This window comes from Reyranella sp. (assembly GCF_965249915.1).
GTDB lineage: Bacteria > Pseudomonadota > Alphaproteobacteria > Reyranellales > Reyranellaceae > Reyranella.
Genome location: NZ_OZ252257.1, coordinates 5846043 through 5861936 on the forward strand (window position 1 = coordinate 5846043; position 15894 = coordinate 5861936).

The following is a 15894-nucleotide window of genomic DNA, read 5'->3' on the forward strand; positions in this document are numbered from 1 at the left end:
TCGATCGGGCAAGGCCTCTCTGCTAGGCCTCGCTCCAATCGTTGCAAGCTCCCGACCCTGCCCTTATGGTTTCTGCGTTCTCAGGGCAGGGTGAAACTCCCTACCGGCGGTATGCGGCGCGAGCCGCGAGCCCGCGAGCGCCTTCCGCAAGGAAGGGTCAGCAGATCAGGTGCGAGGCCTGAGCCGACGGTCATAGTCCGGATGAAAGAGAACGTGTGTCCTGCTGCTCATGCGGAGCAGCAGGCCCGCGCGTGATCGCCTTGGGTGATGTGTCTGTTCGCCAAAGGAGATTGCCATGACACAAGCCCGCTACGCCTTCGTCAAAGCCAGGTGGCACGCCGACATCGTCGACCGTGCGCTCGACGGTTTCCTCGAACTGATTCCTGCCGAACAGGTCGACGTGTTCGACGTGCCGGGCGCCTTCGAGCTGCCGCTGTTCTCGCGCGACCTCGCGGCGACCGGCAAATATGCCGCCGTCGCCGCTGCCGCCTTCGTGGTCGATGGCGGCATCTATCGCCACGACTTCGTGGCCCAGGCGGTCGTCGACGGGCTGATGCGCGCCGGCCTGGACACCGGCGTGCCGGTCCTCTCGGTGTCGCTGACGCCGCATCACTACCAGGAGACCGAGCACCACAACGGGATCTTCCGTGCGCACTTCGTCGAGAAGGGCCGCGAAGCCGCCCGCGCCGCGCTGATGATCGGCAAGTCCCGCGCCGCCCTCGCGACGTAAGCCTCGCAGGATGCCGTGCGCCGCCAAGAAGAAATGACGCGTAGCAGTCGTTGAGCCATCGCTGTCGTCCCGAGCGTGAGCGAGGGACCTTTGCGGACATCGCGAAAGGTCCCTCCCTTCGTTCGGGATAGCAAAGTGCGCGTCAGCGGTCGCTACGATAGACCGCGAACTCGGCGCGGGTGTCGGCGATCGAGAACCAGCGGTGCTGGTTGGCGCGGAACGCGCGCCAGTTGGCCAGGATCTTCTTGAACTGCTCGTTCTGGGCGGCTTCCTCGTCGAGTACCGATTCCAGCGCGACGCGCAGCGCCTTGATCACCTCGTCGGGCAGCACCGAGAGCTGGGTGCCGGCGGCGACCAGGCGGGCGATGGCCACGGCGTTCTTGGCGTCGTAGGAGGCCAGCATCTCGGTCATCGAGTAGTCGCAGGCATATTTCAGGATCGCCTGGTAGCGCGGCGGCAGGGACGCCCAGGCCGCCTTGCCGATCATCAGCTGGTTGACCGCCTCGAGCTCCATGACGCCCGGCGTGTAGTAGTACTTGGCGACCTTGTTGAAGCCGAGCTTCTCGTCGTCGTAGGGGCCGACCCATTCGCAGGCGTCGAGCGTACCGCGTTCCATCGCCGGATAGATGTCGCCGCCGGCGATCTGCTGCGGCACCGCGCCCAGCTTGGCGAAGACCTTGCCGCCGAAGCCGGCGGTGCGGATCTTGAGGCCGGCGAAATCGGCCGGCGTCTTCAGCTCCTTGCGGAACCAGCCGAACATCTGGCCGCCGGTCTGCCCGGCCGGCAGGGCCACGACGTTGAAGCCGTCATAGACCTCGTCCATCAATTGCCGACCGCCGCCGAACATCATCCAGGCATTGTGCATGCGCGGCGTCAGGCCGAACGGCACCGAGCCGTCGAACACGAAGCTCGGATTCTTGCCGATGTAGTAGCCGGTATAGGTGTGGCCGCATTCGACCGTGCCGTTCGACACCGCGTCCAGCACCTGCAGGCCGGGCACGATCTCGCCGGCGGAGAACGGCGTCAGTGTGAACTTGCCGTCGGTCATCTCGCCCACGACCCGCGCGATCGTGACCGACGCCCCGTAGAGCGTGTCGAGGCTCTTGGGGAAGCTGGAGGTGAGACGCCATTTCACCACCTCGCTGGTCTGCTGGCCGAAGGCCGGTGAAGCCGCCGCGACCGCAGCCAGGGAGGCTGCGACGGGGCCGAACTGTCGACGCGTGACGCTCATGGGTTTCCTCCTGTTTTTGCCTTGTTGTGCAAAATTCTAGGAGGGAGTCTCTGGTACCGCTACCATAAAAAAGCCGAGAGACGATCAGCTCGCGCTCCAGCCGCCGTCGACCGGCAGGGCCGCGCCGGTGATGTCGGCGGCGCCGGGGCCGCACAGGAAGGCGGCCAGGGCGGCCACGCTCGCCATCGCCACGAAGCGGCCCGAGGGCTGGCGCCCGGCCATGAACTTCTCCATCGCCGCGTCGCGCGCCAGGCCTTCGGCCGCCATGAACGCCTGCAGCCGCTGCTCGATCGCCGGGCTGGGCGAGGAGCCGGGGCAGATCGCGTTGCAGGTGATGTTGTCGCGCGCTGTCTCCAGCGCCACGGCGCGGGTGAGGCCGATCAGCGCCGTCTTGGTCGTAATGTAGTCGACCCGGTTCACGCCGCCGAACAGGCCGTAGACCGAGGAGATGTTGAGGATGCGGCCGAAGCCGCGTTCGCGCATGCCCGCGAGCACCAGACGCGTCGTGTGGAAGGCGGCCGACAGGTTCACTGCCAGCGCCCGGTCCCAGTCCTCCGGCCGGAACGCCTCGACCGGCGCGAAGTGACGGACGACGGCGTTGTTGATCAGGATGTCGACGCCGTGGAACTCACGCACGGCCGTCTCGATCAGGTCGTCGATCTGGCGCGGCTCGGCGAGGTCGGCGCCATGATGCAGCGCGCGGACGCCATGCTCCTCCTCGAGCGCGCGGCGTCCCGCCTCGATCTCGGCCGCCTCGCCGAACCCGTTCAACACGATGTTGCAGCCCTCGGCGGCGAGCCGCCGCGCCATCGCCTGGCCCAGCCCCTGCGTCGATCCGGTGATGAGCGCGCATCTGCCTTTCAGCATCCCGTTCCTCAACTGCTCTCGCGTTGCACGATTTCGAATCCGAGATCGACCTTCAGTCGTTCGGCCGGCGCACCCTGGAGGCGGCCGACCAGCAGCTCGGCGCTGCGCCGGCCGATCTCCTGTCGCGGAATCCGCAGCGTCGTCACGCTCGGAACCGCGTGGCGCAACAGATCGACATCGTCGAAGCTCGCGATGGCGATGCGTCCCGGCACCGCCCAGCCGCGGCGCTGGCATTCGAACAGCGCGCCCACTGCCAGCACCTCGCCCGCGAAGAAACCGGCATCGAGATCGGGATGGGCCTTCACCAACCGCACCAGCGCATCGGCGCCCTCGCTGAAGCCGCCGGCCGCTTCGAGCACCAGGCTCTCGTCGGCCGGCCGGCCGAGCTCGGCCAGCGCCGCGAAGTAGCCGCGGCGGCGCTCCTCGGAACGGTCGTTGTCGCGCACCGGCAGGGTGACGAAGCCGATCTTGCGGTAGCCGAGGCGTGCGAGGTGGAGCGTCATGGCGCGGGCCGCGTCGAAGTTCGAGTAGCTGACGGCCATGTCGAGCGGATCGTCGGGCAGGTTGCCGGTTTCGATCACCGGCACGCCACTCGCCTCGACGAGCTTGCGCACCCGCTTGCTGTGGATCGTGTTGTGCAGGATCAGGCCGCAGACGCGTTGTGCCAGGAAGGCCGAGACCAGCGCCTCCTCGTCCTCGAGGCGATGGCCGCTGTCGGCGATCATAAGGTGCAGCCCGTTGGCGCGCAGCACGTCGGAGGCCGCCTGGATCATGCTGGCATAGAGCGAGTTGCGGATGCTGGGCACGACCAGCCCGACCACGTTGGTGCGGCTCGACGACAGGCTGCCGGCGATGCGGTTGGGCACGTAGGCGAACTCGCGCACCGCCGCCTCGACCTTGCGCCGCATCTCCTCCGACACCGCCGACGGTTCGCGCAGCGCCCGCGACACCGTCATCGGCGACACGCCGGCATGGCGGGCGATGTCGCGCATCTTCAGGGTTCCGCCCTCGCCCTGCCGCGCCTTGCCGCTCATCCCAGCCTGCCCGTTGATGCTCTCACGTCGCGATCATATGCTGGTAGCGCTACCAGAAAAACGAAAGAGTGGCGCCAAGCCGGAGGAAACGATCATGACGGGTCAAATGCTGGGCTTCGTGGGCGTGGGCCGCATGGGCGGGCCGATGGCGCACCGCCTGCTCGATGCGGGCTACCGGCTCTGCGTCTACGACGTGTCGGAGGAGGCGACCAAGCCACTGGTGGCGCGCGGCGCGCTGCTCGCCCAGTCGCCGGCCGACGTGGCCTCGACCGCCGAGACCGTGCTGATCAGCCTGCCGACGCCCGCCATCGTGCGCGAGGTGGTGCTGGGCGGGAACGCCGGCATCGTCAACGGCTCGTCGATCCGCACGCTGATCGACCTGTCGACCACCGGCCCCGGTGTCGCCAGCGAAGTCGCGGCCAGACTGGCCGAGCGCGACATCGGCTGGGTCGATGCGCCGGTGAGCGGCGGCGTGACCGGCGCGAAGGCGGGAACGCTCGCGGTGATGGTGTCGTGCCCGATGCCGGCCTACGAGGCGCTGCAGCCGGTGCTGAAGACCTTCGGCAAGCTCTTCCATACCGGCGAGAAGCCCGGGCTCGCCCAGACCGCCAAGCTCGCCAACAACATGCTGGCGGCGACGGCGCTGGTCGCCACGTCCGAGGCGATGGCGATGGGCGTGAAGGCGGGCCTCGACGCGAAGGTGCTGATCGACATCATCAACGTGTCGAGCGGCCGCAACAGTGCCAGCCAGGACAAGTTCCCGCGCGCCGTGCTGCCGCGCACCTTCGACTTCGGCTTCGCTACCGCGCTGTCGCACAAGGATGTGCGTCTCTGCCTCGACGAGGCGCAGAACATGGGTGTGCCCATGCTTGTGGGCGCGGCGGTGCTCGAAATGCTCGCCGTCACCAAGGCGCGGTTCGGCGCCGACTCCGACTTCACCATGGTGGCGAAGGTGCTGGAGGAGTGGGCCGGCGTCGAGATCAAGGGCTGACGGGCGGCGGCGTTTTCAGGATCGGGCGGGGACGTAGCTCAAACGGATCACGTCCTCGCCGATCCGGTCATGGCTCACGAGACGGAGCGGCGGGCGCGCGCCGGCGAAGTAGGGCGTGCCGTGGCCCAGCACGACGGGGTGCAGGTAGATCCGGTACTCGTCGATCAGGCCCAGTTCGGTGAGGCTTTTGGCCAGGGTCGGACCGGCGACTTCGATCTCGCCGTCGCGTTCGGCCTTGAGCCTGCGGATCGCGCCCTCGACATCGTCCTTGATGAGCGTGGCGTTGGGGCCCACGGAGTCCAGCGAGCGCGAGACGACCCACTTCGGCTGCTTTCGCCAGGCCGCCGCGAAGGCATGGCGGTCCGCGTCCCAGTCGGGCTGATCCTCGTCCCAGTAGCGCATCAGCTCGTACATGTGGCGGCCGTACACACTGCCGGCCTGCTCCTGCGCCTCCTTGATGAAGTGGCGGAAGAGCGCGAGGCTCGGCCCGAACGACAGGTGATCGACGTAGCCGTCGAGCGACTGGTTCATGCCGAAGACGAGGCGGGCCACGCGGTTTCCTTTCCTGGCGCGCGAGGCGATCAGTCGAGCCGGACGCTGATGCCTTCCAGTCCCTTGCCCGACGCCGGATAGCGCACCATCACCTCGGCATCGTGGCCGGGGATCACCATCTCGACGCGGCCCTCGGCCAGCTTCTTGAGCTTGTCGTAGCCCGCCAGCATGTCGGCGACCGAGTAGACGATCGAGAACAGCTTGTCGTTGTTCACGCCCCAGAAATAGTGGCTGGCGTCGGAGGCCAGCACGAGCCAGCCGTTGCGGGTCATGATGCGCACCGACTGGATGCCGGCGGTGTGGCCGCCGATCAGGTGCAGCGAGATGCCGGGCTGCAGCTCCTCGTCGCCGTCGTGGAACACCAGCCGGCCGCCGTAGAGCGCGCGCACCATGCCCACGATGTCCTCGCACTCGTAGGCGTGGCGGAACGGTCCCTTGCACATGTGCCGCCCGGTCGCGAAGTTCATCTCCTTGTCCTGGAGATGGAAGCGCGCCTTGGGGAAGCGGTCCCAGTTGCCGATATGATCGTAGTGGAGATGGGTGACGATGACGTCCTCGACCTCCTTCGCGTCGATGCCGATCTCGCTCAGCAGGTCCGCCGGATTCTTCTTCACCTCGCGGCCGCGCTGCTTGCCCACGGTCGCATTGAAGCCGGTGTCGATGACGATCGGCTTGCCGCCGATGGTGCGGTGGCCGCTCTCGTCGAGCGGGATGGCGACCCAGACGAAATAGTCCATCGGGAAGTCGGCATCGTGCGGGTCGGGGTTGATCTGCACTTCCCATGCCTTGCGCGGCAGGTGGGCATACTTGACCGCATGCACCTCGTAGATGGGTGTCGAACGCATCTTTGTTTCCTTCCCGGCGGGTTCGTTGCCGGGACCCTAGCGCGGCGGCCCGCTCCCGCGCTACACTGACCGCATGGCCCGCACGGACCTCCTTGGAAAGCGAATTAGCACCACGGTTTGCACTGCAAACCGTTGCGTTGCCGCGTTCGCCTGTCTTTCGTCCAAGGAATCGTCCGATGTCTGCCGTTCTCTCCCTCAAGCGTAGCAATTCCGCCGTCCGTTACTGTTTCGAGGCCGACGCCGAGCCCGGCGTGCTGCCGCGCGCGCTCGAACTGATCGCCAAGCGCGGCCTCGTCCCGGCCCGCGTCTTCGCCCAGGCCGACGGCGACGGTCTCAACGTCGAGATCGAAGTGGAAGGGCTGGAGCCCGCGACCGCCGAACATGTCGGCCGCTCGCTCGGCCAGATCGTCGGCGTGCGGCACGTGTTCTGATCAGTAACGACCTCATCCTGAGGAGGCCCGAAGGGCCGTCTCGAAGGATGGGCTACAGGCATGGTGCTTGTGCCCATCCTTCGAGACGCGCCGCGAAGCGGCGCTCCTCAGGATGAGGGGGCGGAACGGCTTAAGCCGCCAACCGCTCGACGATCGCGTCGATGTGAAGCCGGGCGACGTCGATCGCGGGGAAGCCTGCCGTCGTCTCGTCGAACATGAGGGCGAGGTCGGTGCCGGCCAGCAGGATCGCCTCGACGCCGTCGCGGCGCTGCAGCTCGGCAGCGAGGCGGCGATAGCCCTCCGCATCGGCGGGATCGGCGCGCTGGGTGTCGAGGATGCGCTGATAGGCAGCGCCCGCGAAGGCGATCTCGTCGGGCCGCGGCTTCACGATCTCGACGTCGGGCGCGTGGCGTTCGAGCTGGCCCCACAGGCTGCCGTTCATGGTGAAGACGGTGCCCAGCAGCGCCACGCGCCGGAGCTTGCGGGCGCGCAGCTCGGTGCCCAGCGTCTCGACGATGTCGATCAGCGGCCGCGGGCTCAGCGGCTTCAGCCGGTCGATGGCGATGTGCGGCGTGACCGCGGGCAGCACCATGAAGTCGGCGCCGGCCCGCGCCATGCGGTCGAGGAAGCCGCAGAGATAGGCCGCCAGCTCGTCGAGCTTGCCGGCACGAACGAGGCCCTGCCCGTGGTCGACATCGGCATGGGTGATGACCAGGTCGGGCGTCACGCCGCGCGCTTTGCATGCCGCGGCGATGCGCTCGTAATAGTGGACGGTCGCGCCGACGCCCAGCCCACCCACGATGCCGACGCAGGCCACGAGGGACCTACTCGGTGAAGGTGATGTTGTTGTCGCGGATCACCTTGCCCCAGGTCTCGACCTCGCCCTTGGCGAAGCTGTCCATCTGGGCGGCCGGCCAGTCCTTCAGCACGGTGCCGAGCTGGTTGGCGCGGGCGACGACGGCTTCCATCTTGCCGACCATGCGCATCGCGGCGTTGAGCTTGTCGACGATCGGCTGCGGCGTGCCGGCCGGCGCGAAGAGCGCGAACCAACCGTCGAGGATGAAGCCGGGCAGGCCCGCTTCCGCCGCCGTCGGAATGTCGGGGAAGGAGGGCAGGCGGTTCTCGCTGGCCAGCGCCAGCGCCTTCACGTTGCCGCTGCGGATGTGGCCGGAGACGGCGGGCGGCGTCACGATCAGCATCTCGACCTGGCCCGCCACGATGTCGGCGGTCGCCGGCCCCGACCCCTTGTAGGGCACGTGGACGAGATCGAGCCCGGCCGCCTTGTTCAGCAGCACACCGCCGAGATGCGGCACCGAGCCCGCGCCCACCGAGGCATAGTTCAGCTTGCCCGGATTGGCCTTGGCGTAGGCGATGAAGCTCTTGAGATCGTCGGCCGGCACCTTCTTGGCGATCACGATGACATGCGGCGCCACCGCGCCCATGGCGACGCCCACGAAATCGTCGGGCTTCCAGTTGAGGTCCTTGATCAGCGCCGGATTGGCCGAATGGTAGGCCGAATACTGCATCAGCAGCGTGTAGCCGTCGGGCTTGGCGCGGGCGACGATGGCGGTGCCGATATTGCCGTTGCCGCCGCCCTTGTTGTCGATGATGACCTGCACACCCAGCTCCTGGCTCAGCAGGTCGGAATAGAGCCGCGCCACCAGATCGGTGCCGCCGCCCGGCGGCGCCGGCACCACCATGGTGATCGGCTTGTCGGGGTAGTTGGCCTGCGCGAAGGCGGGCGCGCTGGCGGTGCCGGCAAGGGCGGCGGTCGCGGTCGTGGCGGTGGCGAGTGCCACGAAGCTCCGGCGTTTCAGGGGGCTTTTCATGGGAAGTTCTTCCTCCAGGTTTCTTTCAGTTCCGGCCGTGCATCGACCTTGCGCGCGATGGCGAAGAGTTTGGGCGTCTCGGCCTCGAACCAGCCGCGCCGCGGCCGCCAGCGGGTCATGACGCCGATATAGATGTCGAGGGCGGAGAAGCGCTCGCCCAGGAACCAGGGCGCGCCGGCCGCGCTCTCGACCTGGCGCCACAGGCGCTGGGCATAGGCGTCGGCGGCGGCGCGGAACGGGTCGCGGGCATTGTTGACCGAGACGAAGCGCGCCGGATCGTCGGCATAGGTGAAGGTGGGATAGATGTTGGCCACCAGGAACACCAGCCAGCGCAGGAACTTCGCGCGCTCCGGCGCGCCCGGTCCGGGCACGAGCGAGTCGCTGCCGGTCGCGTCGGCCAGCAGCAGCGTGATGGCGGCACTCTCGCTCATGACGCTGCCGTCGGGCATCACCAGCGTCGGCACCTGGGCCAGCGGGTTGACCTTCTCGAGCTTGGCCCTTGCGTCGGGCTCCTTGAACAGGTCCCCGACCGTCTCGTAGGTGAAGGGCAGCCCGTACCAGTCGAGCTGCGCCTCGACCAGGGCCGAGCCCCAGCCCGGCCGGCCCCACAGCGTGTAGGTCATGATGTCATCCTGAGCGTAGCGAAGGATCTCACATTTCCTCCAGACTCGCAGGTTGCTCTGTCAGGTCCTTCGCTTAAGCGCGGGGGTTACCCCGCGCGACTCAGGACGACACAAGCGCCTTACGGCTTCTGCAGCGGCTGGATCAGGCTCGACGTGTCCCAGCGGCCGCCGCCGCGCGCCTGCACCCGCTCGTAGAACTGGTCGACAAGTGCCACCAGCGGCATGCCGGCCTTCTGGCGCTTGCCCTCGGCCAGCGCGATGCCGAGGTCCTTGCGCATCCAGTCGACGGCGAAGCCGTAGTCGAACTTGCCGGCGATCATGTTCTGCCAGCGATTCTCCATCTGCCAGCTCTGCGCCGCACCCTTGGAAATGGCGCCCAGCGCCTTCTCCATGTCGAGGCCGGCGCGCTGACCGAGGTTCAGCGCTTCGGCCAGGCCCTGCACGATGCCGGCGATGCACATCTGGTTCATCATCTTGGTGATCTGGCCCGAGCCCGACGGGCCGATCAGCGTGACCGCCTTGGAGAAGGCGTCGGCCACCGGCTTGGCCTTGTCGAACGGCCCCTGATCGCCGCCGCACATCACGGTGAGCTGGCCGTTCTCGGCGCCCGCCTGGCCGCCCGAGACCGGCGCGTCGATGAAGTCGATGCCGAGCTTCTGGCCCGCCGCGTGGAGCTCGCGCGCGATGTCGGCCGAGGCGGTGGTGTTGTCGAAGAAGATGGTGCCCTTGCCCATACCGGCGAACGCGCCGTCCGGGCCCAGCACGACCGAGCGCAGATCGTCGTCGTTGCCGACGCAGCAGAACACGATCTCCTGGCCGGCCGCGGCCTCGCGCGGCGTCTTCGCGGCCTTGCCCTTGTGCTTCTGCGTCCAGGCCTCGGCCTTGGCGAAGGTGCGATTGTAGACCGTGACCTCGTGGCCCTTGGCGGCGAGGTGCCCCGCCATCGGAAAGCCCATCACGCCCAGTCCCAGAAATGCCACCTTGGCCATCGTTCCCTCCCGCGAAATCCGCCCCATCCGCGGGGCGGCGCGATCATAGAGGCAAAATGGGGCAGTGCCAGAGGGGGTGAAGTGGGGGCGGCGGTGCCTCAGCGAGGGAGAGTTTCCGCAGCGAGCGGCAGCTTGGCCGCAATAGTCCAGCTTCTGAGCTGGCCAGGAGGATCGGCAGCGAGAACCCATATCGAGTCGCCGACGCCCATGCTGAGCCTCTGCTCGCTGCGTTCGACAAGCCAAGCCTTCTGTGCCGGCTGATCGGCTGCGTCACCCACGGCAATCCTGAAGAACTTCGCGACAGGAGGCAGTTGACCGGGGAAGCGCACAGTCTCGCCCACTACGAGATCAACACAATCGGCATTGAAGTCGCGGCGCTCGATCTCGGACAGGCCACCGGGCACCAAGTCGAACCGCTCCTCGCCGGCCTCACCGATCGGTATGCCAGCAGCCGGCTCGAAGACGTGGTCTCCAGGTTGCTTTCTGCACTGGACGGTTCGGCCTGTCGCGTGGTGGTGCACAACGATGCCCGCGCCACAGATCGGGCATGCCAGTAGTGGCATGGCGTGATCTAGGCGGTGTCGGAAAGCCTCGGCCTTGCTCATTTTCGCGATCAGCATGGCCCGGATGGCCGCGATGTGATCGGCCGACGGCGACCGGCGGCCGCGCATCCAGAGGCGGACGGTGTCACTGTTGATGCCGAGGTCGGAGCCCATCAGCTCGCGGGCATCCTTTGCATCGCCATAGAGGATCTCTATGGCGTCGAGGACGAATTGACGGAGGTCGGGCAAAACGAGAGATGTCATGGGAATCCCCTTGAGTTGGGCGGAATGTCCGCTCAGCTCAAGTATACGCTCCAAGGTGTCATTCGGCAACCGACGGCGGGTGATGGAGTAGCGCCTACTGCCTCGGCAGATCCGCCCAAAGCTCTGCAAAGAAGGTGGTGCGGACAAAATCGACGGCCGCTGCGTCGCTCTCCAATAGCTTCCGGACCGCCGCTTCATACTGCGATCTGCCTTTGAAGCCGAGCGCGTCAGCAATCGCGTGAAGCGCCGGCGTGCTGCGCACGTCGTAAGCGCTGATGATGCTGTCCAGTTGGTCACCGGCAAGCAGGTCAGCCAGTTTTTTCTCCTCTGCTGCCGCGATGTTTCCTACGTCGACGGAGATAGCAATATTCGAGCGCTGCTTGATGGCATTCATGTCGGGCAACGACGCGAAGATTTCGACTCGAGCGACATTCATAACCGCAAGATTGCAAAGCCGATCCCTATGAGGACGGATCGCTGCCAGGGCTTTCGCCTTCGCTGAAGCAAGCCGAGCTGTCGGGTCTCCGCCATCCACTTCAGCTTGCCGTGCGGTAGCACGTCTCTGAATTTCGGAGTGATAGTAGATCGATTCGACGTTGAGCAGAGGCAGGGCGTAAACGCCCTTGGCTTTGAGGGCAACTACATCTGCCGTTGCCCGGCGGTCATTGTCGACGATGCCGAAAGCATGCACCCAGTGAAGCTCTTTGGCGCCGCGAACACCTTCCACTGCGTGTTCGACTTCCTTGCAGGTGCGCTTCGCTATGACGGAAACTTCGGGAAAGAGCAGGGAGTAGAACGGCCTGTCCAAGCTGCGATTGTCTCCCTCGACAAAGATGACCGAGCGCCGCGCACCGAGAATATCGATCTTCAGAACTTCGTCGATGTCCGCATTTGGTTCCAGTTCATCGACGTCCCAACTCTGCGGGATATTGGCTGACAGTCGGCAATCCCGAACGAGGATGGTTCGCGCGCCAGGCAAGTCACTTGGAAGCTGCACTTCATGCGTTGAGATGACAAACGCACAATCGGGCCGCATTTCAACAAGCAGTTTCAATAACGGCGCACTAATCGAACGGTGGAGATGACGTTCCGGTTCATCGATCAAGATTAGTGTTTCCGGAGGAACTGTCAGCACCGTAGAGGCCGTGAACAAAGCGCTTCGCTCACCGTCCGAGAGCATGGAGATAGAGTAGGCCTCACCGCCCTGTCGGCGGGCCATAAGCACGCCGGAGTCCGCTATCTCAATGGAGACCGACATGCCGCAAAGCCGGAACAGCATGTTCACCACTTCGACGGCAGAAGGCTCTGAGATCCGCTTACTCAACTCCTCTTGGTTCTGGGCCCGCGCCAGCTTTGCAACTTCACGCTCTTGACGATTGTGAGCCTCGACAAGGTCAAATAGTGCAGCAGTGGGACGGGTGTGCGCGCCGTGTTCAACATGCCGGGCAGTTGGGCTGTTGTCCCAGCTACGAATGTTTTGAGCGAACTGGGTGCGAGCCAAGGGGGTCATTCCGCCATCGTCCGGTTGTAGCCAGTTTTGACGGTGTGCGGAGATTCGGAACGCATAAGCATTGTGCAACATGAACATTGCCTGGACGAGGCCGGATTTGCCGCTGCCATTGGCGCCTACGAGGATCAATACGCCGCCGACTTTTATCGACGACGTGAAAGCCGGTCTGCCGATCCGAGGAATCGTAAACGGAAATTCCACCAACTTTCTCCCCCTTCAGTGTCCTCACCGCTGGTATTCAGCATCGCCTAGATAAAAATGGCAGGCGAGCCACTTGTCGGCGAGACCCTCGATTTTATGCGGGGATGGTTGGGTCAATAGCACTAAGCCTGCGAGGCCCCATCCCCAAAACTCGTCGTCTGGCCGTCGAAGCTCAGCTTCGGGGTGCCGGCAGGGCTGCGGTGGTTCTTGGCGATGTCGGCCTCGGCCTGGCGCGACCTTGCGAGCTTGGCCTCTTCGGCTCCCTGGGCGAGGTAGTACTCCTCGCGGAAAGCGAACATCACCACGTCGGCGTCCTGCTCGATCGAGCCCGGATCGCGCGGGTCGAAGAGGTGGGGGCGCGTGTCGTCACGCTTCTCGGCCTCGCGGCTGAGCCGGCTGAGCGCTAGCGCCACCGCTCACCCCCCGAACCGCAACCCCGGCACGTGGGAGGTGAGCCAGGGGCGCAGGCCCGACACCCGCGCAAAGTACGAGGAGTCGCCGTAGCGGTCGCCGCCATTGGCGTTCACGCCGACGATTGCCCAGCCGGCTGGCGTCTGCATCCACAGCGAGCCGCCGCTGTCGCCCGAGCCCAGCAGCCCGTCGAGCCGGCCGGCGCCTTCGGTCTCGCGGCGCAGGGTGACGGAGAGCCAATTGCCGCGGTCGCCGGTGCGCGGCGGCGGCTGTACCAGGTCCATCGTCTCGTGGACGACGTTGGTGGCGGCGGCCTTGGCTCCCGAGGGGCCGTCATAGGCCTCGTTCTCGCCGATCGACCCGATGCCGCGCGCGCCGTAGCCCACCATCACGACCGGGGCGCCCTGCTCGCGCGTGCCGCCATAGAGCAGCGGCGCCGGGCCGCCGCCGTTCATCGGCCCCTTGATGCGCAGCAGGACGACGTCGTAGCCGGTGGTCTCGTCGTTGTCGCCGTTGAACAGCGGATGGCGGATCTGGCGGTCGCCCTTGCACAGCGTGCCGTCGGGCGCGCGGAAGGTGAAGTCGAAGACCGAATTGTCGCGCGTGAACAGGTGCGAGGCGCTGAGCACCCAGGCGTTGCCGCCGTAATTGCCGAGCCAGGTCGCCGAGCCGATGCCCCAGTCCTCGCCGCCGTCGGTCGAGAGCGGGATGACGGGGGCGAACTGGCTCTGATTGGCGAGCGCCTCGTGGGCGCGGAAGCCCTCGCTCTCATGGCCGGGCCTCCCGCCCTCGGCGCGCCAGGTGCGGTCCAGCACGATGACGGCGCCGGCGGGGCGCGCGACGGGCAGGGCGGGGAGTCCGGCGAGGCCGGCGGCGAGCAGATGGCGGCGGGTGACGGTCATGGATCGAACGCAGGATGGCCGGCGGCGGCGAGGCCGGCAAGGGCGTCATCGGCCGCTTAATCGAAATAAACGAAATAAACGAAACAACTGAAACGGATGTCGCACCCCCCGGGTCTTGGCCCGGATTCGGTCAATTCCCGAGGGCCAGCAGTGCCAGCACCGCCGCGACGCCGGTCAGCAGCGGCGGCAGGGCCAGCGGCCAGGCGCGGCGGTAGAGGGCGGCGTCGGAGGTCGAGAGCGCCAGGATGGCGGCGCCCATCGAGACGCGGATCGGCGACAGCATGGTGAGGTTGGCGGTGACGCTGTTCTGGACCGCGGCGATCCAGGCCGGATCGAGGGCGAGGGCGCGGGCCAGCGCGGTCTCCATGGGCATCAGCATGGCGTTGGCCGCAGCACCGCTGCCGGTCAGGAAGCCGCCGACCGCGGCGAACAGCGGCACGCCCAGCGCCGCGCCGCGTCCCGCCACCGCCCGCAGCGCCTCGGCGATCGAGGTCGCCATGCCGGAGCCGACATAGAATTCCGCCATGATCACGAAGGCCAAGGTCACGGCGCAGGCGCGCCAGGCACCGCGTGCCGCTTCGGCCGCGACCCTGGCCAGCGGCGCGCGCGCCAAGAGCACCACGGCGAGGCCGATCGCCAGCAGCCAGAAGCCCGGCGCGTAGAAGGGCGCGAAGGCCGGCTGGTTGTCGAACGGGCGCACCGCCCACAGGGGCTTCAGCAGGTCGCGCAGCGGCGTCACGAGGCGGGTGGCGCAGAGGGCGAGCGTCAGCGCGACATAGGGCGCGGCGGTGCGCAGGGTCGAGCGCAGGCGGGCGCCGTCCGGTCGCTCGTCGCGCCAGAAGCGCACGGCCAACAGCAGGGCGGTGGGCGCCGCGGCGGCGATCTCGACGTCGCTGAACCGGTTGGCCAGCCACACCAGCGCCAGCAGCGCCGCCGTCCACAGCGCATCGTCGAGCTTCTGCAGCGCCGGCACCGCGACGCCGGCCTCGCGGGCGAAGCGCCAGTAGAGCAGGAGGTACATCGCGTGGATCGGCACCTGCAGCACCGCCGAGCTGAGGCCGAGCTGGGCGGGCGTCAGGCCGGCCAGGGTGGCGCCCACAGTGGTGCCGATGGCGAGCGCGCCCCACGGCACCAGCGACTGGCTGTAGAGGCCGAGCAGCAGGGCCGGCATCCCGCCGATCCCCAGCCGCCGCAGCGCTGCCAGGGCGATGATGTAGCCCACGCCGAAGCCGGTGACCGATTCGGCGAAGGGCGCCAGCAGGAAGCAGACCGAGAACAGGCGGCGCGGCGAGGCCTCGAGCGTGCCGGCGCCGGGCCCGCCGCCGCGCGCCAGGGTGGCGCGGTGGAAGAAGACGCCGGTGACGATGATGGCGATGACGTGCCAGGACAGCCACAGGCCCGCCGGCACCTCGCGGCGGAACAGCAGGGCCACGGCGGCCGGGCCATCTGCCTGGAGAACAAGCGTCGCCGAGGCGGCGAGGGTGGCCGCGAGCCCGGTCAGGCCCGCGACCAGCGCGCTGGCGCGGCCCGAGGCCAGCAGGCCCAGCACCAGGAGGAGGGGCAGGAGCGAGAGCAGGGCGGTCATGGCGGGGGTTCTATAGCCTTCCCGCGCGCCGCATGCTTCGGTTTCGGCCGAAGCGGGGCCCGGTTGGGGAGGGCCGGGGGCGAAACAGCGCCTTGCGCCCGCGCTCCCTTTCCCTTAAACCCGCCGCCGATGCCCCGATAGCTCAGCTGGTAGAGCACGTCATTCGTAATGATGGGGTCGGCGGTTCGATTCCGTCTCGGGGCACCATTTTTCATCCAGCCTAGTTCTTTGTCGTCCGCGCTCGTTCGCCGACCACTCAGAACGCTCGTAAAATCAGGCTTTGAGCGTATATTGGCGCTCGGCGCCGTTCGCGGCCGTCCGAAAGAATCCGGCTTCTCTGGGTACACTGTAGGTACG

The 15894-nt window shown here is 67.2% G+C and carries 17 protein-coding genes, 1 tRNA gene and 1 riboswitch; of the genes, 4 read left to right on the top strand and 14 right to left on the bottom strand.

The features are described 5' to 3' along the window. Positions 1-72: 72 nt before the first annotated feature. Positions 73-217, top strand: a riboswitch (FMN riboswitch). A gap of 78 nt (positions 218-295) precedes the next feature. After that, positions 296-730, top strand: coding sequence for a 6,7-dimethyl-8-ribityllumazine synthase (locus ACP15H_RS28735; protein ID WP_425069534.1), 435 nt, complete (start codon positions 296-298; stop codon positions 728-730). A gap of 142 nt (positions 731-872) precedes the next feature. Here ACP15H_RS28735 and ACP15H_RS28740 read toward each other — a convergent pair whose 3' ends face one another. From ACP15H_RS28740 to ACP15H_RS28750, 3 genes are all read right to left on the bottom strand, one after another. Further along, entirely contained in the window at positions 873-1961 is a 1089-nt protein-coding gene (locus tag ACP15H_RS28740; protein WP_425069535.1) for a TRAP transporter substrate-binding protein, read from the bottom strand. 84 nt (positions 1962-2045) lie between these two features. Further along, entirely contained in the window at positions 2046-2828 is a 783-nt protein-coding gene (locus tag ACP15H_RS28745) for an SDR family NAD(P)-dependent oxidoreductase (RefSeq protein WP_425069536.1), read from the bottom strand. An 8-nt stretch (positions 2829-2836) separates the two neighbouring features. Further along, positions 2837-3862 (bottom strand): LacI family DNA-binding transcriptional regulator, encoded by a 1026-nt coding sequence (locus ACP15H_RS28750; protein ID WP_425069537.1) that lies wholly within the window; start codon positions 3860-3862, stop codon positions 2837-2839. A 94-nt stretch (positions 3863-3956) separates the two neighbouring features. On the opposite strand from ACP15H_RS28750, the gene ACP15H_RS28755 reads away from it, so the two are divergent. Next, positions 3957-4853 carry an NAD(P)-dependent oxidoreductase gene (locus ACP15H_RS28755; RefSeq protein ID WP_425069538.1) on the top strand — a complete coding sequence of 299 codons (897 nt, stop codon included), beginning with the start codon at positions 3957-3959 and terminating at the stop codon, positions 4851-4853. 15 nt (positions 4854-4868) lie between these two features. Here the strand turns inward: ACP15H_RS28755 and ACP15H_RS28760 are convergent, their stop codons facing one another. After that, positions 4869-5405: a dihydrofolate reductase family protein gene (locus ACP15H_RS28760; RefSeq protein ID WP_425069539.1), complete on the bottom strand. Its 537-nt coding sequence runs from the start codon at positions 5403-5405 to the stop codon at positions 4869-4871. 29 nt (positions 5406-5434) lie between these two features. Further along, on the bottom strand, positions 5435-6250 hold the full coding sequence (locus ACP15H_RS28765; RefSeq protein ID WP_425069540.1) for an N-acyl homoserine lactonase family protein: 816 nt from the start codon (positions 6248-6250) through the stop codon (positions 5435-5437). 176 nt (positions 6251-6426) lie between these two features. On the opposite strand from ACP15H_RS28765, the gene ACP15H_RS28770 reads away from it, so the two are divergent. Further along, on the top strand, positions 6427-6681 hold the full coding sequence (locus ACP15H_RS28770; RefSeq protein WP_425069541.1) for a hypothetical protein: 255 nt from the start codon (positions 6427-6429) through the stop codon (positions 6679-6681). 130 nt (positions 6682-6811) lie between these two features. Here the strand turns inward: ACP15H_RS28770 and ACP15H_RS28775 are convergent, their stop codons facing one another. The 9 genes from ACP15H_RS28775 to ACP15H_RS28815 form a co-directional block, all read right to left on the bottom strand. After that, positions 6812-7498 carry an aspartate/glutamate racemase family protein gene (locus ACP15H_RS28775; protein WP_425069542.1) on the bottom strand — a complete coding sequence of 229 codons (687 nt, stop codon included), beginning with the start codon at positions 7496-7498 and terminating at the stop codon, positions 6812-6814. Between the two features lie 7 nt (positions 7499-7505). Then, positions 7506-8510, bottom strand: coding sequence for a Bug family tripartite tricarboxylate transporter substrate binding protein (locus tag ACP15H_RS28780; protein ID WP_425069543.1), 1005 nt, complete (start codon positions 8508-8510; stop codon positions 7506-7508). Continuing rightward, positions 8507-9133 carry a glutathione S-transferase family protein gene (locus ACP15H_RS28785; RefSeq protein ID WP_425069544.1) on the bottom strand — a complete coding sequence of 209 codons (627 nt, stop codon included), beginning with the start codon at positions 9131-9133 and terminating at the stop codon, positions 8507-8509. The genes ACP15H_RS28780 and ACP15H_RS28785 overlap by 4 nt, the downstream gene beginning before the upstream one ends. Positions 9134-9252: 119 nt before the next feature. Continuing rightward, positions 9253-10122, bottom strand: a complete 870-nt coding sequence (locus tag ACP15H_RS28790) for an NAD(P)-dependent oxidoreductase (RefSeq protein WP_425069545.1) — start codon at positions 10120-10122, stop codon at positions 9253-9255. Between the two features lie 98 nt (positions 10123-10220). Beyond that, a complete protein-coding gene (locus tag ACP15H_RS28795; RefSeq protein WP_425069546.1) occupies positions 10221-10928 on the bottom strand; it encodes a hypothetical protein in 708 nt (235 codons plus the stop codon). 94 nt (positions 10929-11022) lie between these two features. Continuing rightward, on the bottom strand, positions 11023-12639 hold the full coding sequence (locus ACP15H_RS28800; RefSeq protein WP_425069547.1) for an AAA family ATPase: 1617 nt from the start codon (positions 12637-12639) through the stop codon (positions 11023-11025). 122 nt (positions 12640-12761) lie between these two features. Next, a complete protein-coding gene (locus ACP15H_RS28805) occupies positions 12762-13052 on the bottom strand; it encodes a DnaB-like helicase C-terminal domain-containing protein (protein ID WP_425069548.1) in 291 nt (96 codons plus the stop codon). A gap of 3 nt (positions 13053-13055) precedes the next feature. Continuing rightward, a complete protein-coding gene (locus tag ACP15H_RS28810) occupies positions 13056-13952 on the bottom strand; it encodes a trypsin-like serine protease (protein WP_425069549.1) in 897 nt (298 codons plus the stop codon). A gap of 130 nt (positions 13953-14082) precedes the next feature. Further along, positions 14083-15537 (bottom strand): L-lactate permease, encoded by a 1455-nt coding sequence (locus ACP15H_RS28815; protein WP_425069550.1) that lies wholly within the window; start codon positions 15535-15537, stop codon positions 14083-14085. A gap of 131 nt (positions 15538-15668) precedes the next feature. Here ACP15H_RS28815 and ACP15H_RS28820 point away from each other — a divergent pair. Continuing rightward, positions 15669-15744: transfer RNA gene (locus tag ACP15H_RS28820), tRNA-Thr, on the top strand. The last annotated feature ends 150 nt before the right edge of the window (positions 15745-15894 follow it).